15 protein-coding genes and 1 pseudogene are annotated in these 15,794 nt (G+C 69.8%); 7 read left to right on the top strand and 9 right to left on the bottom strand.

Translation table 11 applies throughout. The annotated features are described in order from the left end of the window. Positions 1 to 6 precede the first annotated feature (6 nt). Positions 7 to 120 carry a DUF6053 domain-containing protein gene (locus BLU84_RS28775; RefSeq protein WP_425479413.1) on the top strand — a complete coding sequence of 38 codons (114 nt, stop codon included), beginning with the start codon at positions 7 to 9 and terminating at the stop codon, positions 118 to 120. Here the strand turns inward: BLU84_RS28775 and BLU84_RS17610 are convergent. Further along, positions 117 to 992 (bottom strand): EcsC family protein, encoded by an 876-nt coding sequence (locus tag BLU84_RS17610; RefSeq protein ID WP_074870424.1) that lies wholly within the window; start codon positions 990 to 992, stop codon positions 117 to 119. The two genes, BLU84_RS28775 and BLU84_RS17610, sit on opposite strands and share 4 nt — an antisense overlap. A 334-nt stretch (positions 993 to 1,326) precedes the next feature. Then, entirely contained in the window at positions 1,327 to 2,019 is a 693-nt protein-coding gene (locus tag BLU84_RS17605; RefSeq protein ID WP_074870422.1) for an FMN-dependent NADH-azoreductase, read from the bottom strand. Between the two features lie 135 nt (positions 2,020 to 2,154). Here BLU84_RS17605 and BLU84_RS17600 point away from each other — a divergent pair, with 135 nt between their 5' ends. Further along, the gene (locus BLU84_RS17600) at positions 2,155 to 3,066 is read left to right on the top strand and encodes a LysR substrate-binding domain-containing protein (protein WP_074870421.1); all 912 of its coding nucleotides are present in this window, start codon (positions 2,155 to 2,157) and stop codon (positions 3,064 to 3,066) included. Positions 3,067 to 3,076: 10 nt separating this feature from the next. Here the strand turns inward: BLU84_RS17600 and BLU84_RS17595 are convergent, their stop codons facing one another. After that, a complete protein-coding gene (locus BLU84_RS17595) occupies positions 3,077 to 3,487 on the bottom strand; it encodes a tautomerase family protein (protein WP_074870865.1) in 411 nt (136 codons plus the stop codon). A gap of 129 nt (positions 3,488 to 3,616) precedes the next feature. Between BLU84_RS17595 and BLU84_RS17590 the strand changes: the two genes are divergently transcribed. After that, the gene (locus tag BLU84_RS17590) at positions 3,617 to 4,471 is read left to right on the top strand and encodes a LysR substrate-binding domain-containing protein (protein WP_074870419.1); all 855 of its coding nucleotides are present in this window, start codon (positions 3,617 to 3,619) and stop codon (positions 4,469 to 4,471) included. Positions 4,472 to 4,620: 149 nt separating this feature from the next. On the opposite strand, the gene BLU84_RS17585 is transcribed toward BLU84_RS17590, so the two are convergent. The 5 genes from BLU84_RS17585 to ftsE form a co-directional block, all read right to left on the bottom strand. Next, positions 4,621 to 4,836: a transcriptional regulator gene (locus tag BLU84_RS17585; protein WP_036110112.1), complete on the bottom strand. Its 216-nt coding sequence runs from the start codon at positions 4,834 to 4,836 to the stop codon at positions 4,621 to 4,623. A 904-nt stretch (positions 4,837 to 5,740) separates the two neighbouring features. Beyond that, positions 5,741 to 6,445, bottom strand: coding sequence for a uracil-DNA glycosylase (gene ung / locus BLU84_RS17580; RefSeq protein ID WP_074870415.1), 705 nt, complete (start codon positions 6,443 to 6,445; stop codon positions 5,741 to 5,743). Continuing rightward, positions 6,442 to 7,296, bottom strand: coding sequence for a response regulator (locus tag BLU84_RS17575; RefSeq protein WP_074870412.1), 855 nt, complete (start codon positions 7,294 to 7,296; stop codon positions 6,442 to 6,444). Before BLU84_RS17575 ends, ung begins: the two co-directional genes overlap by 4 nt. 354 nt (positions 7,297 to 7,650) lie before the next feature. Continuing rightward, the gene (ftsX, locus tag BLU84_RS17570; protein ID WP_074870864.1) at positions 7,651 to 8,547 is read right to left on the bottom strand and encodes a permease-like cell division protein FtsX; all 897 of its coding nucleotides are present in this window, start codon (positions 8,545 to 8,547) and stop codon (positions 7,651 to 7,653) included. Between the two features lie 128 nt (positions 8,548 to 8,675). Next, positions 8,676 to 9,362 carry a cell division ATP-binding protein FtsE gene (ftsE, locus tag BLU84_RS17565; protein WP_074870410.1) on the bottom strand — a complete coding sequence of 229 codons (687 nt, stop codon included), beginning with the start codon at positions 9,360 to 9,362 and terminating at the stop codon, positions 8,676 to 8,678. A gap of 249 nt (positions 9,363 to 9,611) precedes the next feature. On the opposite strand from ftsE, the gene BLU84_RS17560 reads away from it, so the two are divergent. Beyond that, positions 9,612 to 10,049, top strand: a complete 438-nt coding sequence (locus tag BLU84_RS17560; RefSeq protein ID WP_074870407.1) for a hypothetical protein — start codon at positions 9,612 to 9,614, stop codon at positions 10,047 to 10,049. 357 nt (positions 10,050 to 10,406) lie between these two features. On the opposite strand, the gene rhlB is transcribed toward BLU84_RS17560, so the two are convergent. Further along, positions 10,407 to 12,212 carry an ATP-dependent RNA helicase RhlB gene (rhlB, locus tag BLU84_RS17555; RefSeq protein ID WP_074870405.1) on the bottom strand — a complete coding sequence of 602 codons (1,806 nt, stop codon included), beginning with the start codon at positions 12,210 to 12,212 and terminating at the stop codon, positions 10,407 to 10,409. 288 nt (positions 12,213 to 12,500) lie between these two features. On the opposite strand from rhlB, the gene trxA reads away from it, so the two are divergent. The 3 genes and pseudogenes from trxA (at position 12,501) to BLU84_RS17540 (ending at position 15,579) form a co-directional block, all read left to right on the top strand. Beyond that, positions 12,501 to 12,833, top strand: a complete 333-nt coding sequence (gene trxA, locus BLU84_RS17550; protein WP_074870863.1) for a thioredoxin — start codon at positions 12,501 to 12,503, stop codon at positions 12,831 to 12,833. Positions 12,834 to 13,521: 688 nt separating this feature from the next. Next, a pseudogene (rho, locus tag BLU84_RS17545) lies at positions 13,522 to 15,006 on the top strand (transcription termination factor Rho); the annotation flags it as partial. A 204-nt stretch (positions 15,007 to 15,210) separates the two neighbouring features. Continuing rightward, positions 15,211 to 15,579 carry a GFA family protein gene (locus BLU84_RS17540; protein WP_074870401.1) on the top strand — a complete coding sequence of 123 codons (369 nt, stop codon included), beginning with the start codon at positions 15,211 to 15,213 and terminating at the stop codon, positions 15,577 to 15,579. Positions 15,580 to 15,794 lie beyond the last annotated feature (215 nt).

Below are 15,794 nucleotides of genomic sequence, written 5' to 3'. Positions count from 1 at the left end.
AAAAGCATCGGGCCTGAACGCCCTCCCACGCAGGCGACTGTAGGAGGGCCTTCAGGCCCGACGCCTTTGTTCCAGTTCGCGGCGCTGCAACCCCGCGCCCGACCTCGGGGCCGCGCCTAGCCTTCGAGCCGCGCTTGCGGCGCCGGCGCCTCGCCCGCCCTCACCTGCCGGTACGCCTGCTCCACCGCCTGCGCGCCGTACTTCAGCTCCAGCCGCTTGACGATGAAGTGCCCGCGCGCCATGTCCTGGTAGTGGTTGGTGAACAACACATTCATCGTCGCCGCGGTGGCCGCGCCGATCACCGGCACGATCTGCGCCGCAGTCTTCTCGGTGATGACGATGCCGAAGCGCGTGGCCACCGTATCGATCAGCTTGGCCATCCACGTCGCCGCCTGCTTCTTGGCGTAGGCCTGGGTGACCTCGTGCGCGCCGCGGTGCCCGGCCAGGTGCACCAGCTCGCGGGTCGCGTTCTTGGTCAGCTCCGACAGCACGCCGCGCGAGGCGTAATAACCCGATTCGGCGGCATCGTCGCGCTTGCTGTTGCCGCCGAACGCGAACACCTCCACGCAGGCCGCCTGCACCCAAGGCTCGGACAGCGAGAACCCTTCGCTGCGCGCGATGTCGGCGACCGAACGCATCATGATGACCGTGGTCACCGGCAGTTCGATCGCCAATCCGGCCACGCCGAACAAACCGCCGGCCGCGCCGGACACCGCCGCGGCCAGCTTGTGGGTCTTGGTCGAAGCGCGCTTGCTCGGCGCCTCCTTGACCGTGCTCAGCGCCGCCGACGCGGCCTTGTGCATCGCCGCGTGCACGATCTTGTGGATGCGCTCATGGGCGAAGCGCGGCAACTTGGACATGCCGAACTCGATCGGCGCCCCGGCCAGCGCCGCCATGCGCGCGGTGATCGACGGCGTCTCCAGCAACGCCACCGCGCGCTTGAGATCGGCCGCATCGGCCGGATGGTTCAGCAACTGCGCGTCTTCGGTCATCGCCCCTCGCCTCGCATCGCCGGAATCCATGGCCGGCGGCCGGTCGCGAAATCGCTCCGCGACTTGGCGAAGGTAGGGGTGGCGGGGGGCGGCTACAAGTCCGCGCCCCACCACCGTTCAGCGCCGCGGCGGCCGCCCCCTGTAGGAGCGGCGCAAGCCGCGACCGCGCCAATGCAACTGCGGCGACACAGGGTGATCGCCGTAAACATTTGTTATGACGCGAATGCGGCGATAGCTCGAACCTGTACGCCTCGGTGAAAGATTCGTCTTAGTTGCGTTGGCGCGGTCGCGGCTCGCGCCGCTCCTACAGGGGTATTGCGCAACTGTCGCCGGCTCACGCCGCAGCGCGCAACGAATGCTCCGCGACCAGACGCTCCACCAGCGCGTCGATCTCGCCCTCGGCGCGTTCCAGCGAGGCGCGCAGGCGTTCGCCGCCGAATTCGTCGTACTCCGCGGCCACGCTATGGGCCTGGGTGATGCCGATGTAGCGCAGCGGGGTCAGCACGCCGGGTTCGACGTGGTTGATCGCTTCCAGCCGTTCGCCCTTGCCGTAGCCGTAGTCGCCGCGCGAGCTCAGCAGCACCAGGCGCTTGCCGCTGTCGGCCAGCATCGGCCAGTAGGGTTCGCCTTCGCGGGTGCGGTCGAAGCCGAAGGTGCGGCCGACCCGCACGATGTTGTCGATCCAGGCCTTGAACTGCGCCGGCATGCCGAAGTTGTACATCGGCACGCCGGCGACGATCACGTCGGCGGCGAGCAGTTCGTCGACCAGCGCGTCGCTCTCGGCCAGCGCGTCGCGCATCCAGGCTTCGCGCCTCTCGGGCGGGGTAAAGGCGGCATGGATCCAGCCGCCGGTGACCGGGGCCGGCGGGTGCAGGCCGACGTCGCGCACGGTCACCTCGTCGTCGGGGCGCAGTTCGCGCCAGCGGCGCACGAAACGGGCGCTGAGGCGGCGGCTGTGTGAGCCGTGGGCCTGGGTGTCGGAGCCGCCGGAGCGGGCGCTGGAGTCGATGTGGAGCAGTCGGGTCATGACGGGGCTCGCAAGGTGATGGATGAGTTCGGCTTGGTCTGTTCGAGGCCTTGCCGCGATGCAGGCCATGTTGAAACCACGTGCCGCAGGCGACAAACTCCGATTTCTCAAGCGACGAATGAACTCACCTCATCCATGCCCGGCCGCCGCCTGCCCCCGCTGAGCGCCCTGCGCGCGTTCGAGGCCGCTGCGCGGCTGCGCAGCTTCAAGCGCGCCGGGCAGGAGCTCTCCGTCACCCCGACCGCGATCAGCCATCAGGTGCGCGCGCTGGAAGAGCACATCGGTCTGCGCCTGTTCGAACGCCAGACCCGCCGCGTCGCCCTCACCGCCGCAGCCGAGCGGCTGTTCCCGGTGCTGCGCGACGGTTTCGACGCCTTCGCCGAAGCGGTCGAGGCGTTGCGCGCGCCGCCGCAGCGGCGTGCGCTGACCTTGTCGGCGACGCTGTCGTTCACCGCCAAATGGCTGGTACCGCGCATGGCCTCGTTCCGCCAGGCCTGTCCCGACCTAGACCTGCGTCTGCACGCCTCCGACGACCCGGTCGACCTGCACGCCGGCCTCGCCGACGCGGCGATCCGCTACGGCCGTGGGCCGTTTCCCGGCCTCGAGGCCGAGCCGCTGATCGAAAACCGCTTCGCCCCGGTGTGCAGCCCGCGCCTGTCGCTGCGGCAACCGCGCGATCTGCACGAGAACATGCTGCTGCATTCGGAATGGCGCCACCCCACCGCCGACACGCCAACCTGGCGGCTGTGGCGCGAGCGCGCCGGTCTGGCCGAGCTGGCCGGCCTGGATGTCGACGCCGGCCTGCGCTTCACCGACGAAAGCCACGCCATCCAGGCCGCGATCGCCGGCCACGGGGTGGCGCTGCTGAGCCTGGCGCTGGTCGCCGACGATCTGGCCAGCGGCGCGCTGGTGCAGCCGTTCGGGCCCGCGCTCGACGGCTACCCGCACTGGTTCGTGCGGGCGCCGGGCGTGGAGCCCGCCGGGCTGGCGGCGCTGCGCGACTGGCTGCGCGCGCAGGCCGCAGTCGGTCCGGCCGACGCGATCTGAAGACGATCGATCAACCCGGCGCAGCGATGCGGGCGGCCTGGTAGCGATGTTCCTGGGTCGCGCCGCCGTATCCGTACGCGGCCGCGCGCGCATCGACGACGTGGATGTAGGACACCTCGTGCACCTCGCCGATCAAGGCCGACAGGCGCGCGTAGGCCTGCTCGATGAAGCGCGCCTTCTCGTCCTTGGTGTTGGTCTCGTCGGTGATGCTGATGTCGAGGAAGAACGAATTGCGCCCCAGCTCGTCCAGGCTGCGGCCGCCGACGAACCAGTGCGCGCGCTCGACGAAGCGCACCTCGATCGCGATCAGCTCGCGGCGCTTGCCGAGCACCTCGACGGTGAGGTCGGCGATCGCGGCGCTGGCGCGGCGCGCCAGTTCGGAGTCGGCGGGGCCGGAAATCTGCAGGTTCAGGTGCGGCATGGCGGCGGTCTCGTGGCGGGCCGGCATCACTCGGCCCCGGAATGCAGGTACAGGCTAGGCTTGCGGCGTCCATCGGAATAGCGGGAAGATTGCCGCTCATCCATCGGCTATTCCGATAACGGTGCCGCCATGCGCAGCCTCGACCTGGACCAGCTCCGCGCCTTCGTCGCCGTCGCCGAAGCCGGCAGCATCTCCGCCGGCGCCGGCCGGGTGTTCCGCTCGCAATCGGCGGTCAGCGAGCAGTTGCAGAAGCTCGAAGCCGCTGCCGGCGCGGCCTTGTTGTCGCGCTCGCGCCAAGGCGTGGACCTGACGCCGGCCGGGCGGCGCCTGATCGGCCACGCGCGGCAGATGCTGGCCCTGGGCGAGCTGGCCCTGCACGAAGTCCGCAACGAAGTGCGCCGCACCGATGCACGGCTGGCGATCAGCGATTACTTCCGCAACGACGAGATCGCCGGTCTGCTCGGCCACCTGGGCCGGCGCTGCCCGCAATTGCGCCTGCAGGTCAGCATCGGCCAGAGCGCGACGCTGGCGCAGGGCCATGCCGAAGGTCAGTACGACCTGGCGGTGATCCTGCACGCCGGCGCCGCGCGCACGCGCGTGCCCGGTCTGCCGCTGCGGCGCGAAGCCTTGCACTGGGTCGCCGCGCCCGGCCTGGACCTGCGCGAGGAAGCCGAGCTGCCGCTGGTGTTGCTGCCGCCGGGCTGCGGCCTGCACGGATTGGCGGTGCAACGCCTGCAGCGGCATCGCAGCGCGCATCGCATCGCCCATCTGGCCAGCGGCGTGGCCGGGCTGCAGGCGGCGCTGCGCGCGGGCCTGGGCGTGGGCTGCCTCAACGCGTCGGCGATCGGGCCGGGGCTGGCGATCGCCCGCTCGCCGCGGCTGCCGCCGCTGCCCGATTGCGGTTTCGGCCTGCTGACGCCGCCGGAAGAAGCGCCCGCGGCCTTGCACGAGGCCGCCTTGATCGTGCGCACGTTCTTCGCCTGAAGCGCGCCGGCGAGGCGAGGCGCCGACGCGTTGCCGCGCCGGCCGATCCGGCGCGACCGCGCGCGAACCGCGCTGTCCGCCCGCCGCAGCCCGGACGTGCGGCGGACTTGCGGCCGCGCGATCTGATCCGTGCGGTCTGATCCGCGGGGTCAGAGCAGCATCAGCTCGGAGCGCTCCTTGGTACTGTTGTCGACGAAGAACATCTTCTTGCCCTTGTCGGCACGATCCTCGACCACCTGATACAGGCGCAGCGCCTGACGGATCGCCGCGGTCTTGCTGACGCCCTTGCGGACGCACAGCTCTTCGAGGAACTGCATTTCGCTGCCGGCCAGGTTGAGGGTCATACGGCGCCGGGTTTCTTTCATGGGGTCACCTCAAGTAGTCCAATGGGAATCGCGACCGCCCGGCCTTGCGCCCGCAGATGGCGCAAGGGCGGTGCGACGGACGCGATGGAAGCCGCGCCGGCTGGCCGGCGCGAAAGGCAGGCAGCGAAGACGCCGCCCGCATCCGCGGCCACCGCCGCGAATGCTTGAGGAACCGGCGCGCCGATACGGCGCGGCCACCGGGGACGACGGCGAGATCGGGACCCGACCTGCACGTGCGGCACGGCAAACGTGATTCGACGCCACACCTCGTGCGCTTTGAATGCGCTCGAACAGATGCATTGCGTGGACTGCCTGATCACTTCGTCTGCCCCCTGTAGCGGCCCCGAGCGCCTGGTAACGACCGCTCGGCACCTCCAACTCCTGACACCTGTCCCCATCGGAGAAACCCCGGACGCAAGGACATCGGCAGATTTACTGTGCCGGGGGTTTTCCGGGTCGGAAAAGCGGGGAAACACCCGTAATAGCGTGAAAACACTCCATTTCCAGGCGATATGAGGGCAAATAGCGACGCTTTAGGTCCAAATAAATGTGACTGACATCGCTAAATATCCTGAATCGCGGCCCCATTACCACGCAAAATTTCAGACTTGTCTGAGCCGTTTTTCTTCATTCACAAGGCCTCTGCGGTGCCCTGCGAACACATTCGGCCCCGGATGGCGCGATGCCGCGCCCGGCTCGGCTCAGAGACGTTTGGCCTTCGCGGCCTGGGCCGGTCCGCCGCCACGATCCGCAGCGCGGCGCGCGATACAGCGCAGCGACCGGCCGACACCGCTCCGGCCAGCCGGACAACCGCAATCCGAAACACACGCACAGCCGCCCGGCCGCAAAGCCGGCGGCCAGGACGACATCACTAGAGCTAAGGGCCGAGCGGCCCGCCGAACCGCTACAGCGCGCTGCGCGGCGGCAAGGTCCAGTCGATCGGCGCCTGCCCCTGGCGCGCGAGGTACTCGTTGGCGGCGGAGAAATGGCCGCAGCCGATGAAGCCGCGGTGCGCGGACAAGGGCGAGGGATGCGGCGCCTTGAGCACGCGGTGGCGGCGCGGGTCGATGACCTTGCCCTTGGCCTGGGCGTAGCTGCCCCACAGCAGGAACACCAAGCCCTCGCGCTCGCGGTTGAGCACGTCGACGGCGTGGTCGGTGAAGCCTTCCCAGCCCTTGCCCTGATGCGCGCCGGCGCGGCCTTCCTCGACGGTGAGCACCGCGTTGAGCAGCAGCACGCCGCGGTTCGCCCACGGCAGCAGGCAGCCGTGGTCGGGCCGGGCGATGCCGAGGTCGCGCTGGATTTCCTTGAAGATGTTGTCCAGCGACGGCGGCACCGCCACCCCGGGCTGCACCGAGAAGCACAGGCCGTGGGCCTGGCCGTAGCCGTGATACGGATCCTGGCCGAGGATCACCACCTTCACCTGGTCGAACGGCGTGGCGTCGAAGGCGGAGAAGATCTGCGGGCCGGGCGGGAAGATCCGCGCCCCGGCGGCCTTGCGCTCGCGCAGGAAGCGCGACAGCGCCTGCATGTCCTCGCGTCCGAACCAGTCGCCGATGCGCGACTTCCAGGACGGATCGAGCTTGATGTCGCGGTCGCCGTCGCTCATGCCGTGGCCGCCGCGGTTTCGCCGATGCGCGACAGGCGCAACTGGAACAGGGTCTTGGTCACCAGCAGCCGCTCCTCGATCGGCTTGAGCACCAGGTCGTTGGCGCCGGCGCGCAGCAGTTCGCTCTGGTTGTCGCGATTGGCGTCGCCGGTCATCACGAGCACCGGCAGACGGCGCTTGCCGTAAGCGAAGTCGTTGCGGAGTCTGGCGAGCAGGTCTTTGCCGGCCAGTTCGCCCTTCAGATACACATCGGTCAGCACCAGGTCGGCGCCGGCGTCGCCGCCGTCGCGGCCGCTGGCGCGGTGCGCTTCCAGGTGTTCCAGCGCTTCTTCCACGCCGATGAAGTGCAGCACCTGCAGCGCGTGGCGTTCGAGCATGCGCTTGGTCGCCACCGCCACCACCCGGCTGTCTTCGACGTAGAGCACGCGCGCGCCGGGAATCGGCTGCGGCTGCACGTAGCCGCGGATGAATTCGGCCAGCGCCGTTTGGCCCAGCGATTTGTCGAAGTAGTCGGTGACGTCTTCGGTGAAGCGGCGCGCTTCCAGGTGCGCCTGGGCGTCGCCGGAGACCACGATCACCGGCACGTAGGCCTGGCCCGCGGCCTCGCGCACCGCGCGCGCCAGGGCGATGCCGTCGCCGTCGGGCAGCACCAGCGAGGTGGTGACCAGATCGACTTCGCCGTGATCGAGCGCGAGCTTGGCCTCGATGATGTTGCCGCACTGGACGATGCGCGCGTTCGGCAGCTCGCGCGCGAGCACGTCGGCGATGAGCTTGCGGACCAGCCTGGAGCCGTCCACCACCATCACCCGCGGCGCGGTGTTGTCGAAATGTCGCAGGGTCTGGCTTTGCATTCGGGGCCTTGGCGTCTGCGCACGCACCGGCGGCAGCCGGGACGGCGGCGGCGGTACGCGACGCGGGTCGTGCGGGGGAACCCCGATTCTAGGCGCAAGCGGGGGCGGATTCCGAGTCTTGCGCGGCACGATTGCGGATTGACGGCGGTTTTCGATGCCGCGATGGCTCCCTGTAGGAGCGGCGCAAGCCGCGACCAACCGAAGAGGTCGAACAGCCTGTACTTGCCGGAGCCGAGACCCAGCCCCGGAAGAAACCCCGAGCATCGGGATCGAGGCTTCAGAGGGGCGCTTTCGTACGTCGCTTCGGTTGGTCGCGGCTCGCGCCGCTCCTACAGGGAGCCTGCGAGGCTCGATTCAGCCTTGGCCGCCGCGGGTCTGGCGCAGGTAGTGGCCGGTGACCAGGCCGGCGCCGAGCCAGCCCAGCGCGGCCGCGCCGGCCAGGATGCCCAGCGCGTGCAGCAGATCGAAGCCCTGCAGGGCGAAGCGGCTGCCGTAGCTTTGCGCCAGCGCGCTCAGCGATTCGCGCAGGCTGTGGTCGGCCGCGGTCAGCAGCGCCAGCGCGACCGCGCCGGCGGCCAGGCCGTAGCTGGCGCCCAGGTACAGGAACGGCCGGCGGATGAAGCCGTCGGTGGCGCCGAGCTGTTGCAGCACGGCGATTTCGTCGCGCCGCGACTGGATGTCCAGGCGCACGGTGTTGCCGACCACCAGCAGCGCGCCCAGGCCGAGCATCGCCGCCAGCACCCAGGCCAGGCGGGTGCCGAAGCGCAGCCAGCCGTCCAGGCGCTGGCGCCAGCCGGCGTCGTGCTGGACCACGTCGGCCTCGCCCAGTTGTTCCAGCGATTGCGCCAGCGCCAGTTCGTCGCTCTTGGGCGTCACCACCAGCAGGCTCGGCAGCGGATTGGATTCCACCGCGGCCAGCGCCTCGGCCAGCCCGCTCTTTTCGCGCAATTCGGCCAGGCCTTGCTCGGGCGTGCGCAGTTCCACCCCGCCCACGTCCGGCCGCGCGCGCAGCTCTTCGGCCAGGGCGCGGGCGCGCTCGACCTTGATCTGCGGCTTGAGGAACACGCTGATCTGGCGCGAGCGCTGCACGTCGCCGGCGAAACGCTCGATGTTGTTCAGCGCCGCCCACAGCCCCAGCGGCAGCGCCAGCGCCACCGCCATCACGCCGATGGTCAGCAGCGCCGCCCACGGCTTGCGCAGCAGGCGGCCGACGCTGGCGACCAGGCTGTAGAGGTGGTGATCGAGCCACATGCCCAGGCGCGATTGCGAGGACGCCTCGACCGCGGGCTCGGCGCGTTCGGCGCGCAGCTCGGACGGGCGCACGCCGGATTGGGACGGATCGGTGGGAAGGACGTCGTCGTCGCGAAGGTCGTGCGCGCTCATTCGGCCAGATCCTCCGGAGCGATGTCGTCGACCAGGCGGCCGTGGTTGAGCACCAGCACGCGCTTCTTCATGCGCTTGACCAGGGCCAGGTCGTGGCTGGCCACCAGCACGCTGGTGCCGCGCTCGGGCAATGATTGGAACAGGGCCATGATTTCGGCGGACAGGGTCGGGTCGAGGTTGCCGGTGGGTTCGTCCGCCACCAGCAGGCGCGGCTCGCCGATGATCGCGCGGGCGATGCCTACGCGCTGTTGTTCGCCGGCTGACAATTCGCCCGGCAATGCGCTGGCGCGCGCGCCCAGGCCGACCTTCTCCAGCGCCGCGCGCACGCGCCGGCCGATGTCGTTGCGGCGCAGGCCGCGCAACAGCAGCGGCAAGGCGACGTTGTCGGCGACGCTGCGGTCGGCGAGCAGGCGATGGTCCTGGAACACCACGCCGACCTCGCGCCGGTGCAGGGCGATGCGGCGGCCGCCGACCTTGAGCAGGTTCTTCTCGCCGAACACCACCGCGCCGCGGCTGGGACGTTCGCTGAGATGGATGAGTTTGAGCAGGGTGCTCTTGCCGGCGCCGGAATGGCCGGTGACGAACAGCATCTCGCCTTGGGCCACCTCGAAGCTGACTTCGCTGAGGGCCTCGTGGCCGCTGCTGTAGCGTTTGCTGACGTTGTCGAAGCGCAGGACGGTCATGGCGGAAGTATCGCAGAGCGAATCGCCGGAAAACATCACGTTTCGGCGCGCGGGTTTGGCCTATGTTCGCGCTGCGGCCCGCGCCGCACCTTTCAAGACCGGCCGTCCGCACGCGCGGACCTCGCAGGCCGGCGCATGCGCGGCCGCCGGCGTCACGCGCCGGCTCGGCTTTTCCAGTCCGACATCCGCAGCGAACGTCCCGACCCATTCCGGGCGGGATGCCCTTCGACGCTTCCAAGGAGTCGGATCATGCACACGCTCAAGCTCTCGCTCGTCTGCGCCGCCCTCGCCGCCAGCGGGCTCTACACCGATGCCGCTCGCGCCGAGTCGTACGACGCGCCGATCAACATCGCCACCCTGGCCTGCCCGGCCGGTTCCACCGGCTTCAACAACGCGCGCTTCGTGATTTTCCCGTTCTTCGGCGGCACCCCGGCAAACTGGCGCCTGACCATCTGGTGCAACGCCGGCGGAAGCGGCCGCCGCGGCCACTTCGAACCCGGCAGCGGCGGCGTGGGCAGCACCTGGCCGTACGCGGGCGGCGCCTTCGGGGTCGGTTGGCCGGCGTCGCCGGGTTACGGCAACCAGTACCAGCTGCTGGACATCGACGGCGACGGCGACCTGGACGTGTTCCAGTTGTCGGAGACCGCGGCCAACACCTGGTCGGTGTTCTATAGCCGCACGCAGTAAGGCCGGCCTGCGCTGGCGGGGCCCACGGCCCGATGTTTCCGATCCGCGCTCGGCCCGGCGCGCGGCGGGGGCATCGGGCCTGGACGCCCTTGGGCTCGATTCGAGCCCACAGGACCGTCATTTCCGCGAAGGCGGGCTTCGCTTTTCTTCGGCGGAGCCGAATATCCAGAGACTTCGCAGCGGTGTCGCGATGCCGCCCTGGATCCCCGCCTTCGCAGGGATGACGGGGTGGGGATCGACACGATGGGGACGGATCGAAAAGATCGAAGTTTCGCGGCCGGGCCTTCGGGCCCGCGGCCGTTCGCTTCGGCCCGGATCTCGCAGCGAAGCGGCTCGCGCCGCTTCGCCGCGATGTTCTCAGTGCTGGGTACGCGGCGGACGCGCGACCAGCGACTTGAGCTTGCGGCCGATGCGGCTCAGCAGCGACGAGGGCTGGCCCGGCTGCTGCGGTTGCGCGGCGGCGGCCGGCTTGGCCGGCACCGCCTTGGGCACCACCGGCGCCGAAGCGGCCGGCTGACCGGTCTGCGCAGCCTGGTTCGGCGCGGCGCCCTCGGCGCCACCGTCGATGCGGCGGCCGCCGCGACGGCGACGGCGCTTGCGCGGCGCGCGCTCGCCCTCGGCCGCCGGGCTCGTGCCGGTGTGCGGCGCCTGCGGAGCGGCGTCCTGCGCCGTCGCGGCCACGGCGCCTTCGGCGCGCGGCTTGCGCGGCGGACGCGGCGCGCCGGCTTCGGCGCCGGCCACGGCCGGTGCGCCTTCTTCGCTGCGCGGACGGCGCGGCGCGCCGTCGCGACGGCCTTCGCTGCGGCCGCCTTCGCGACCGCCGCTGCGCCCGCCGGGGCCGCCGCGGCCACGGCCGCTGCCGCCACCGCCACGACGCTGTTCGTCGGCGGCGCGCTGCTCGCGCGCTTCCTTGAAGATCGCGCCGATGCTCTCGCTTTCCTCGTCGCCCTCTTCCAGCGGCGGCGCCTCGCGCTGCGGACGCGGCAGCGCCACCAGCAGCTCGGCGTCGACCGGCGAGGTCGGCAGCTTCTGTTCGATGTAGGCCTCGATGTCCGGCAGGCTCATCGCATAGCGCTCGCAGGCGAAGCTGATCGCGTCGCCCTCGGCGCCCAGGCGCGCGGTGCGGCCGATGCGGTGGACGTAGTCTTCCGCATCGAACGGCAGGTCGTAGTTGTAGACGTGGCTGACGCCGTCGATGTGCAGGCCGCGCGCGGCCACGTCGGTGGCGACCAGGATCTCGAGCTGGCCCTTCTGGAACTTGTTGAGCAGCGACTCGCGCTTCTTCTGCGGCACGTCGCCCGACAGCACGCCGACCCGGTAGCCGCCGCGCTCCAGCGCGCGCGCGACGCGCTCGACGAAGGCCTTGGTGTTGACGAACACCATCGTGCGCGCGCCTTCGCTGCGCGACAGCAGGCCCAGCAGCAGCGGGATCTTCTCGTCGTCGGCCGGGAAATAGACCTTCTGCCGGACCTTGGCCGCGGTGATGAACTCGGTCTCGACCACGACCTTCTCGGGCTCGTTCATGTGCTCGTAGGCGAGCTCGAGCACGCGGTGGCTCAGCGTCGCAGAGAACAGCAAGGTCTGGCGCTCGGTGCGGATCGGCATGCGCCGCAGCAGGAAGCGGATGTCCTTGATGAAGCCCAGGTCGAACATGCGGTCGGCTTCGTCGAGCACGCACACTTCACAGGCGTGCAGCGAGACCACCTTGTGCTGCTTGACGTAGTCGATCAGCCGGCCCGGGGTGGCGATGATGACGTCGGCGCCCTTCTGCAGCAGCTCGCGCTGCTTGTCGTAGTCGACGCCGCCGTAGACCAGGGCGAACTTCAGGCCCAGGTCGGAGCCGAACTTGACCGCGTCCTTGTGGATCTGGATCGCCAACTCGCGGGTCGGCGCCAGGATCAGCGCGCGCGGGTCTTCGGGCTTGCGCTCGGCCAGGGCCGGGCGGGTCAGCAGGCGGTTGATGACCGCAACCAGGAAGGCCAGGGTCTTGCCGGTGCCGGTCTGGGCTTGGCCGGCGACGTCGCGGCCGGTCAGGGCGATCGGCAGGGTCAGCGCCTGGATCGGGGTGCAGCGGGAGAACCCGGCCGCTTCCAGACCCGCGAGCAAGCTCGGATGCAGGTCGAAGGAGGAGAACGTTATATCGGTTAAAGGCTTGTCGCTCATGCGTTTCCGGAATCCGCGCCGGTTCGGCGCCGTAGGGTGTCGCTTGCGTGGGTGGCGTCGGCGAAGCAGACTGCCGGGGCCGAGCCGGCACCCGTTTTATGTAGCGGGAAGACCGGTTCGAGGAGGCCGTGGCGCGACGCGATACGCTGTGTCCCAGCCCTTGAAGGGGCCTTGAAGGCGCCACGAAACGCCCCAGTTTAGCGTAAGCCCCCGCCCGGCATGGCCCGCCCGGGCGTTCCGTTCCAAATTAGTCTAAACCGTATGGTTTGGCACCCGCAGGAGACCCCCGTGAGCGAAAAAGTTCTGCATGCTGGCGCTACCGATTTCGACGCCACCGTGCTGCAGTCGTCCGAACCCGTCCTGGTCGATTTCTGGGCGCCGTGGTGCGGCCCGTGCAAGGCCATCGGCCCGATCGTCGAGCAGTTGGCCGAGCAATACGACGGCCGCGCCAAGGTGGTCAAGGTCGACGTGCAGGAACATCCCGCGCTCGGCGTGCGTTTCAACATCCGCAGCATTCCGATGCTGATGATGTTCAAGGACGGCCAGATCCACTCCACCCAGTTGGGCGCGCCGCCGAACATCAAGACCCTGCTGACCCAGATGATCGACAAGGCCATCTGAGCCCGGCGCCGCAACCGGGCCGGCGCGACCGCGGCGGCCCGGGCGGCTCCAGCAAGCAAGCTCCAGCCGGATCGACGCGATCCGCGCCGCGCGGCGCGGCCCACAGCGAGATCCACAGCGACACGACGTTCGCGCCCGCCACGGGCGCGGGCGGTCCTGAGCCCGGACCGGCCGACGCCGGCCCGGCCAGGTGAACGGCAGGAAGGGAGAATCTTGCCGCAGCCCCGCAGCAGTGCTAGTTTCGCAGTACCCGGCGTCGGACTCCGCGTCCCCGCGCCGCACCCCGTCTAGCAACTCATCACATCAACCCACGTCCCTGACGTCCCGCTCGCCCGATGCGAGCGCTCGCCGCTTAGCGAGGAACCTCCGCTTGTCCGATAAGACCCCCGACGCTGGCGACACCGCCGAGAAGCGCGTGCGCAAGCCGCGCGCCAGCAAAGCCGCCGAGGCCGCTCCGGCCATCGTCGCCGATGCCAGCCCCCTGATTCCCGCGCCGATGCCCGCCAGCGAACCCGCTGCGGCAGCCGCGCCCGCGCCGCGCCCGTCCAAGGCCGCCGCGTCCGCCCCGGCCGCCAGCGCCGGCGAGTCCGCTCCGGCCGCCTCCGGCGCCGCCGAGACCGCCGCGCCGCAGAACAACGGCCCCTCCAACAACGGCCACGCCAACGACGGCGGCGGCCAGTCCAACAACGCGCAGCAGCAAGGCCAGCAGAACCAGGCCGGCCAGCAGCGCGACGGCGGTTACGACAACAACCGCGGCGGCAACAACCGCCGCGACCGCTTCCGCAACCGCCGCGAGCGCGACCGCAACAACCGCCAGCAGCAGCGCGGCGGCAGCGGCGGCGAGGATTTCGGCGACAACGGCGAAAACTTCGTTCCGCGTCCGCACCCGCAGGTGCCCGAGGGCTTCCCGCAGTACTCGCTGGGCGACCTCAAGCGCATGCCGGCGCCGAAGCTGCTGGACCTGGCCGATCAGCTGAGCATCCAGGAAGGCGTCGCCCGCGCGCGCAAGCAGGACGTGATCTTCGCCCTGCTGAAAGTCCTGACCCGCCACGGCGAAGGCGTCGCCGCCGACGGCGTGCTGGAAATCCTGCCCGACGGCTTCGGCTTCCTGCGCGCGGCCGAGGCCAGCTACCTGGCCGGCCCGGACGACACCTACATCTCACCCAGCCAGATCCGCCGTTTCAACCTGCGCACCGGCGACCACCTCTCCGGCCGCATCCGCTTCCCCAAGGACGGCGAACGCTACTTCGCCCTGTCGGTGGTCGCCGGCATCAACGGCGAGCCGCTGGAAGCGTCGAAGAACAAGGTCCTGTTCGAGAACCTGACCCCGCTGTTCCCGCGCAAGCGCTTCCGTCTGGAGCGCGGCGACGGGTCCACCGAGGACATCACCGGCCGCATCCTCGACCTGATGGCGCCGCAGGGCAAAGGCCAGCGCGCGCTGATCGTCTCGCCGCCCAAGGCCGGCAAGACGATGATGATGCAGCAGGTCGCCACGGCGATCACGCACAACCATCCCGACGTGCACCTGATCGTGCTGCTGGTCGACGAGCGTCCGGAAGAAGTGACCGAAATGCAGCGCACCGTGCGCGGCGAAGTGGTCTCCTCGACCTTCGACGAACCGGCCGCGCGCCACGTGCAGGTCGCCGAGATGGTGATCGAGCGCGCCAAGCGCCTGGTCGAACACAAGAAGGACGTGGTGATCCTGCTCGACTCGATCACCCGCCTGGCCCGCGCCTACAACAACGTCGTGCCGAGCTCGGGCAAGGTGCTGTCGGGCGGCGTCGACGCCAACGCCCTGCACCGTCCCAAGCGCTTCTTCGGCGCCGCGCGCAACGTCGAAGAAGGCGGCTCGCTGACGATCATCGCCACCGCCTTGATCGACACCGGCAGCAAGATGGACGAGGTGATCTACGAAGAGTTCAAGGGCACCGGCAACTCGGAAGTCCACTTGAACCGCCGCATCGCCGAGAAGCGCGTCTACCCGGCGATCGACATCAACCGTTCGGGCACGCGTCGCGAAGACCTGTTGATCGAGCCGGAGCTGCTGCAGAAGATCTGGATCCTGCGCAAGCTGCTGCACGGCATGGACGAGATCGGCGCGATGGAGTTCCTGCTGGACAAGATGAAGACGACCAAGTCGAACGACGAGTTCTTCAGTTCGATGAAGCGCTAAGCGCGGAATCGGCAGTCATCGAAGGGCCTGGGGGCGACCTCAGGCCCTTGTCGTTTCTGCGATCGGCGATGGCGAGGGCTGCATAAGGCGCTGCGACGTCGCGCGCTGGAGACGTCAGGCGACATCCGTTCGTAGGTGCGAGTTCGATGACGTGGGCATGCGACGGGCATACTCGTCGCCATCGCATCGACTTGCAGGTGACGCGTGGATCCCGTTCTCTACACCGGCGGCTGCCTGTGCGGCCGCATCCGGTTCGAAGCTACCGGCCCAGCCGGCAATCCGCACTATTGCTCCTGCGGCCAGTGCCGCAAGCACACCGGATCCTTGGCCGCGCCGTGGATCGAGTTCCCCAGCGAACGCGTCCGCTGGACCGGGCCGCAAGGCCGCCCCGCCGTCTATCGCTCCTCGCCGCACTCCAGCCGCGCGTTCTGCCCGCACTGCGGCAGCGCGCTGGGCGCGATCGACGACGCGCCGACGATCGCGCTGCTGCTCGGCAGCCTCGACCGGCACGATGCACCGGAGCTGGAGCCGGTCTCGCATTCGTTCGAGGATGGCAAACCGGCCTGGGCCTAGCGCCAATACAGCGACACGGCGACACGGCGACACGGTAAGAGCGTGCGCTGCGCATGCTCGAAGCCGTCATCCTCGCGAAGGCGGGGATCCAGAGACTTCAGAGTCATCTCGCGGTGAAGCCCTGGATGCCTGCGTTCGCGGGCATGACGATAGGTGGGTTCCGCCGCGCTTCTTCCGCGGCGTTTCTTTCGAGTTCGCGGCACCACTCTCACCCC

This window comes from Lysobacter enzymogenes, assembly GCF_900106525.1.
In the GTDB taxonomy this organism is placed as follows: domain Bacteria; phylum Pseudomonadota; class Gammaproteobacteria; order Xanthomonadales; family Xanthomonadaceae; genus Lysobacter; species Lysobacter enzymogenes.
This window is presented reverse-complemented; position numbering and strand designations above follow the sequence as displayed.

Coding starts and splice junctions, on each gene's coding strand:
- BLU84_RS17560 (WP_074870407.1), top strand. CDS start 9,612: ATGCACACGCTCAAGCTCTCGCTCGTCTGCGCCGCCCTCGCCGCCAGC.
- BLU84_RS17590 (WP_074870419.1), top strand. CDS start 3,617: ATGCGCAGCCTCGACCTGGACCAGCTCCGCGCCTTCGTCGCCGTCGCC.
- BLU84_RS17605 (WP_074870422.1), bottom strand. CDS start 2,019: ATGACCCGACTGCTCCACATCGACTCCAGCGCCCGCTCCGGCGGCTCC.
- BLU84_RS17575 (WP_074870412.1), bottom strand. CDS start 7,296: ATGCAAAGCCAGACCCTGCGACATTTCGACAACACCGCGCCGCGGGTG.
- ftsX (WP_074870864.1), bottom strand. CDS start 8,547: ATGTGGCTCGATCACCACCTCTACAGCCTGGTCGCCAGCGTCGGCCGC.
- BLU84_RS17610 (WP_074870424.1), bottom strand. CDS start 992: ATGACCGAAGACGCGCAGTTGCTGAACCATCCGGCCGATGCGGCCGAT.
- BLU84_RS17600 (WP_074870421.1), top strand. CDS start 2,155: ATGCCCGGCCGCCGCCTGCCCCCGCTGAGCGCCCTGCGCGCGTTCGAG.
- BLU84_RS17585 (WP_036110112.1), bottom strand. CDS start 4,836: ATGAAAGAAACCCGGCGCCGTATGACCCTCAACCTGGCCGGCAGCGAA.
- ung (WP_074870415.1), bottom strand. CDS start 6,445: ATGAGCGACGGCGACCGCGACATCAAGCTCGATCCGTCCTGGAAGTCG.
- rhlB (WP_074870405.1), bottom strand. CDS start 12,212: ATGAGCGACAAGCCTTTAACCGATATAACGTTCTCCTCCTTCGACCTG.
- BLU84_RS17595 (WP_074870865.1), bottom strand. CDS start 3,487: ATGCCGCACCTGAACCTGCAGATTTCCGGCCCCGCCGACTCCGAACTG.
- ftsE (WP_074870410.1), bottom strand. CDS start 9,362: ATGACCGTCCTGCGCTTCGACAACGTCAGCAAACGCTACAGCAGCGGC.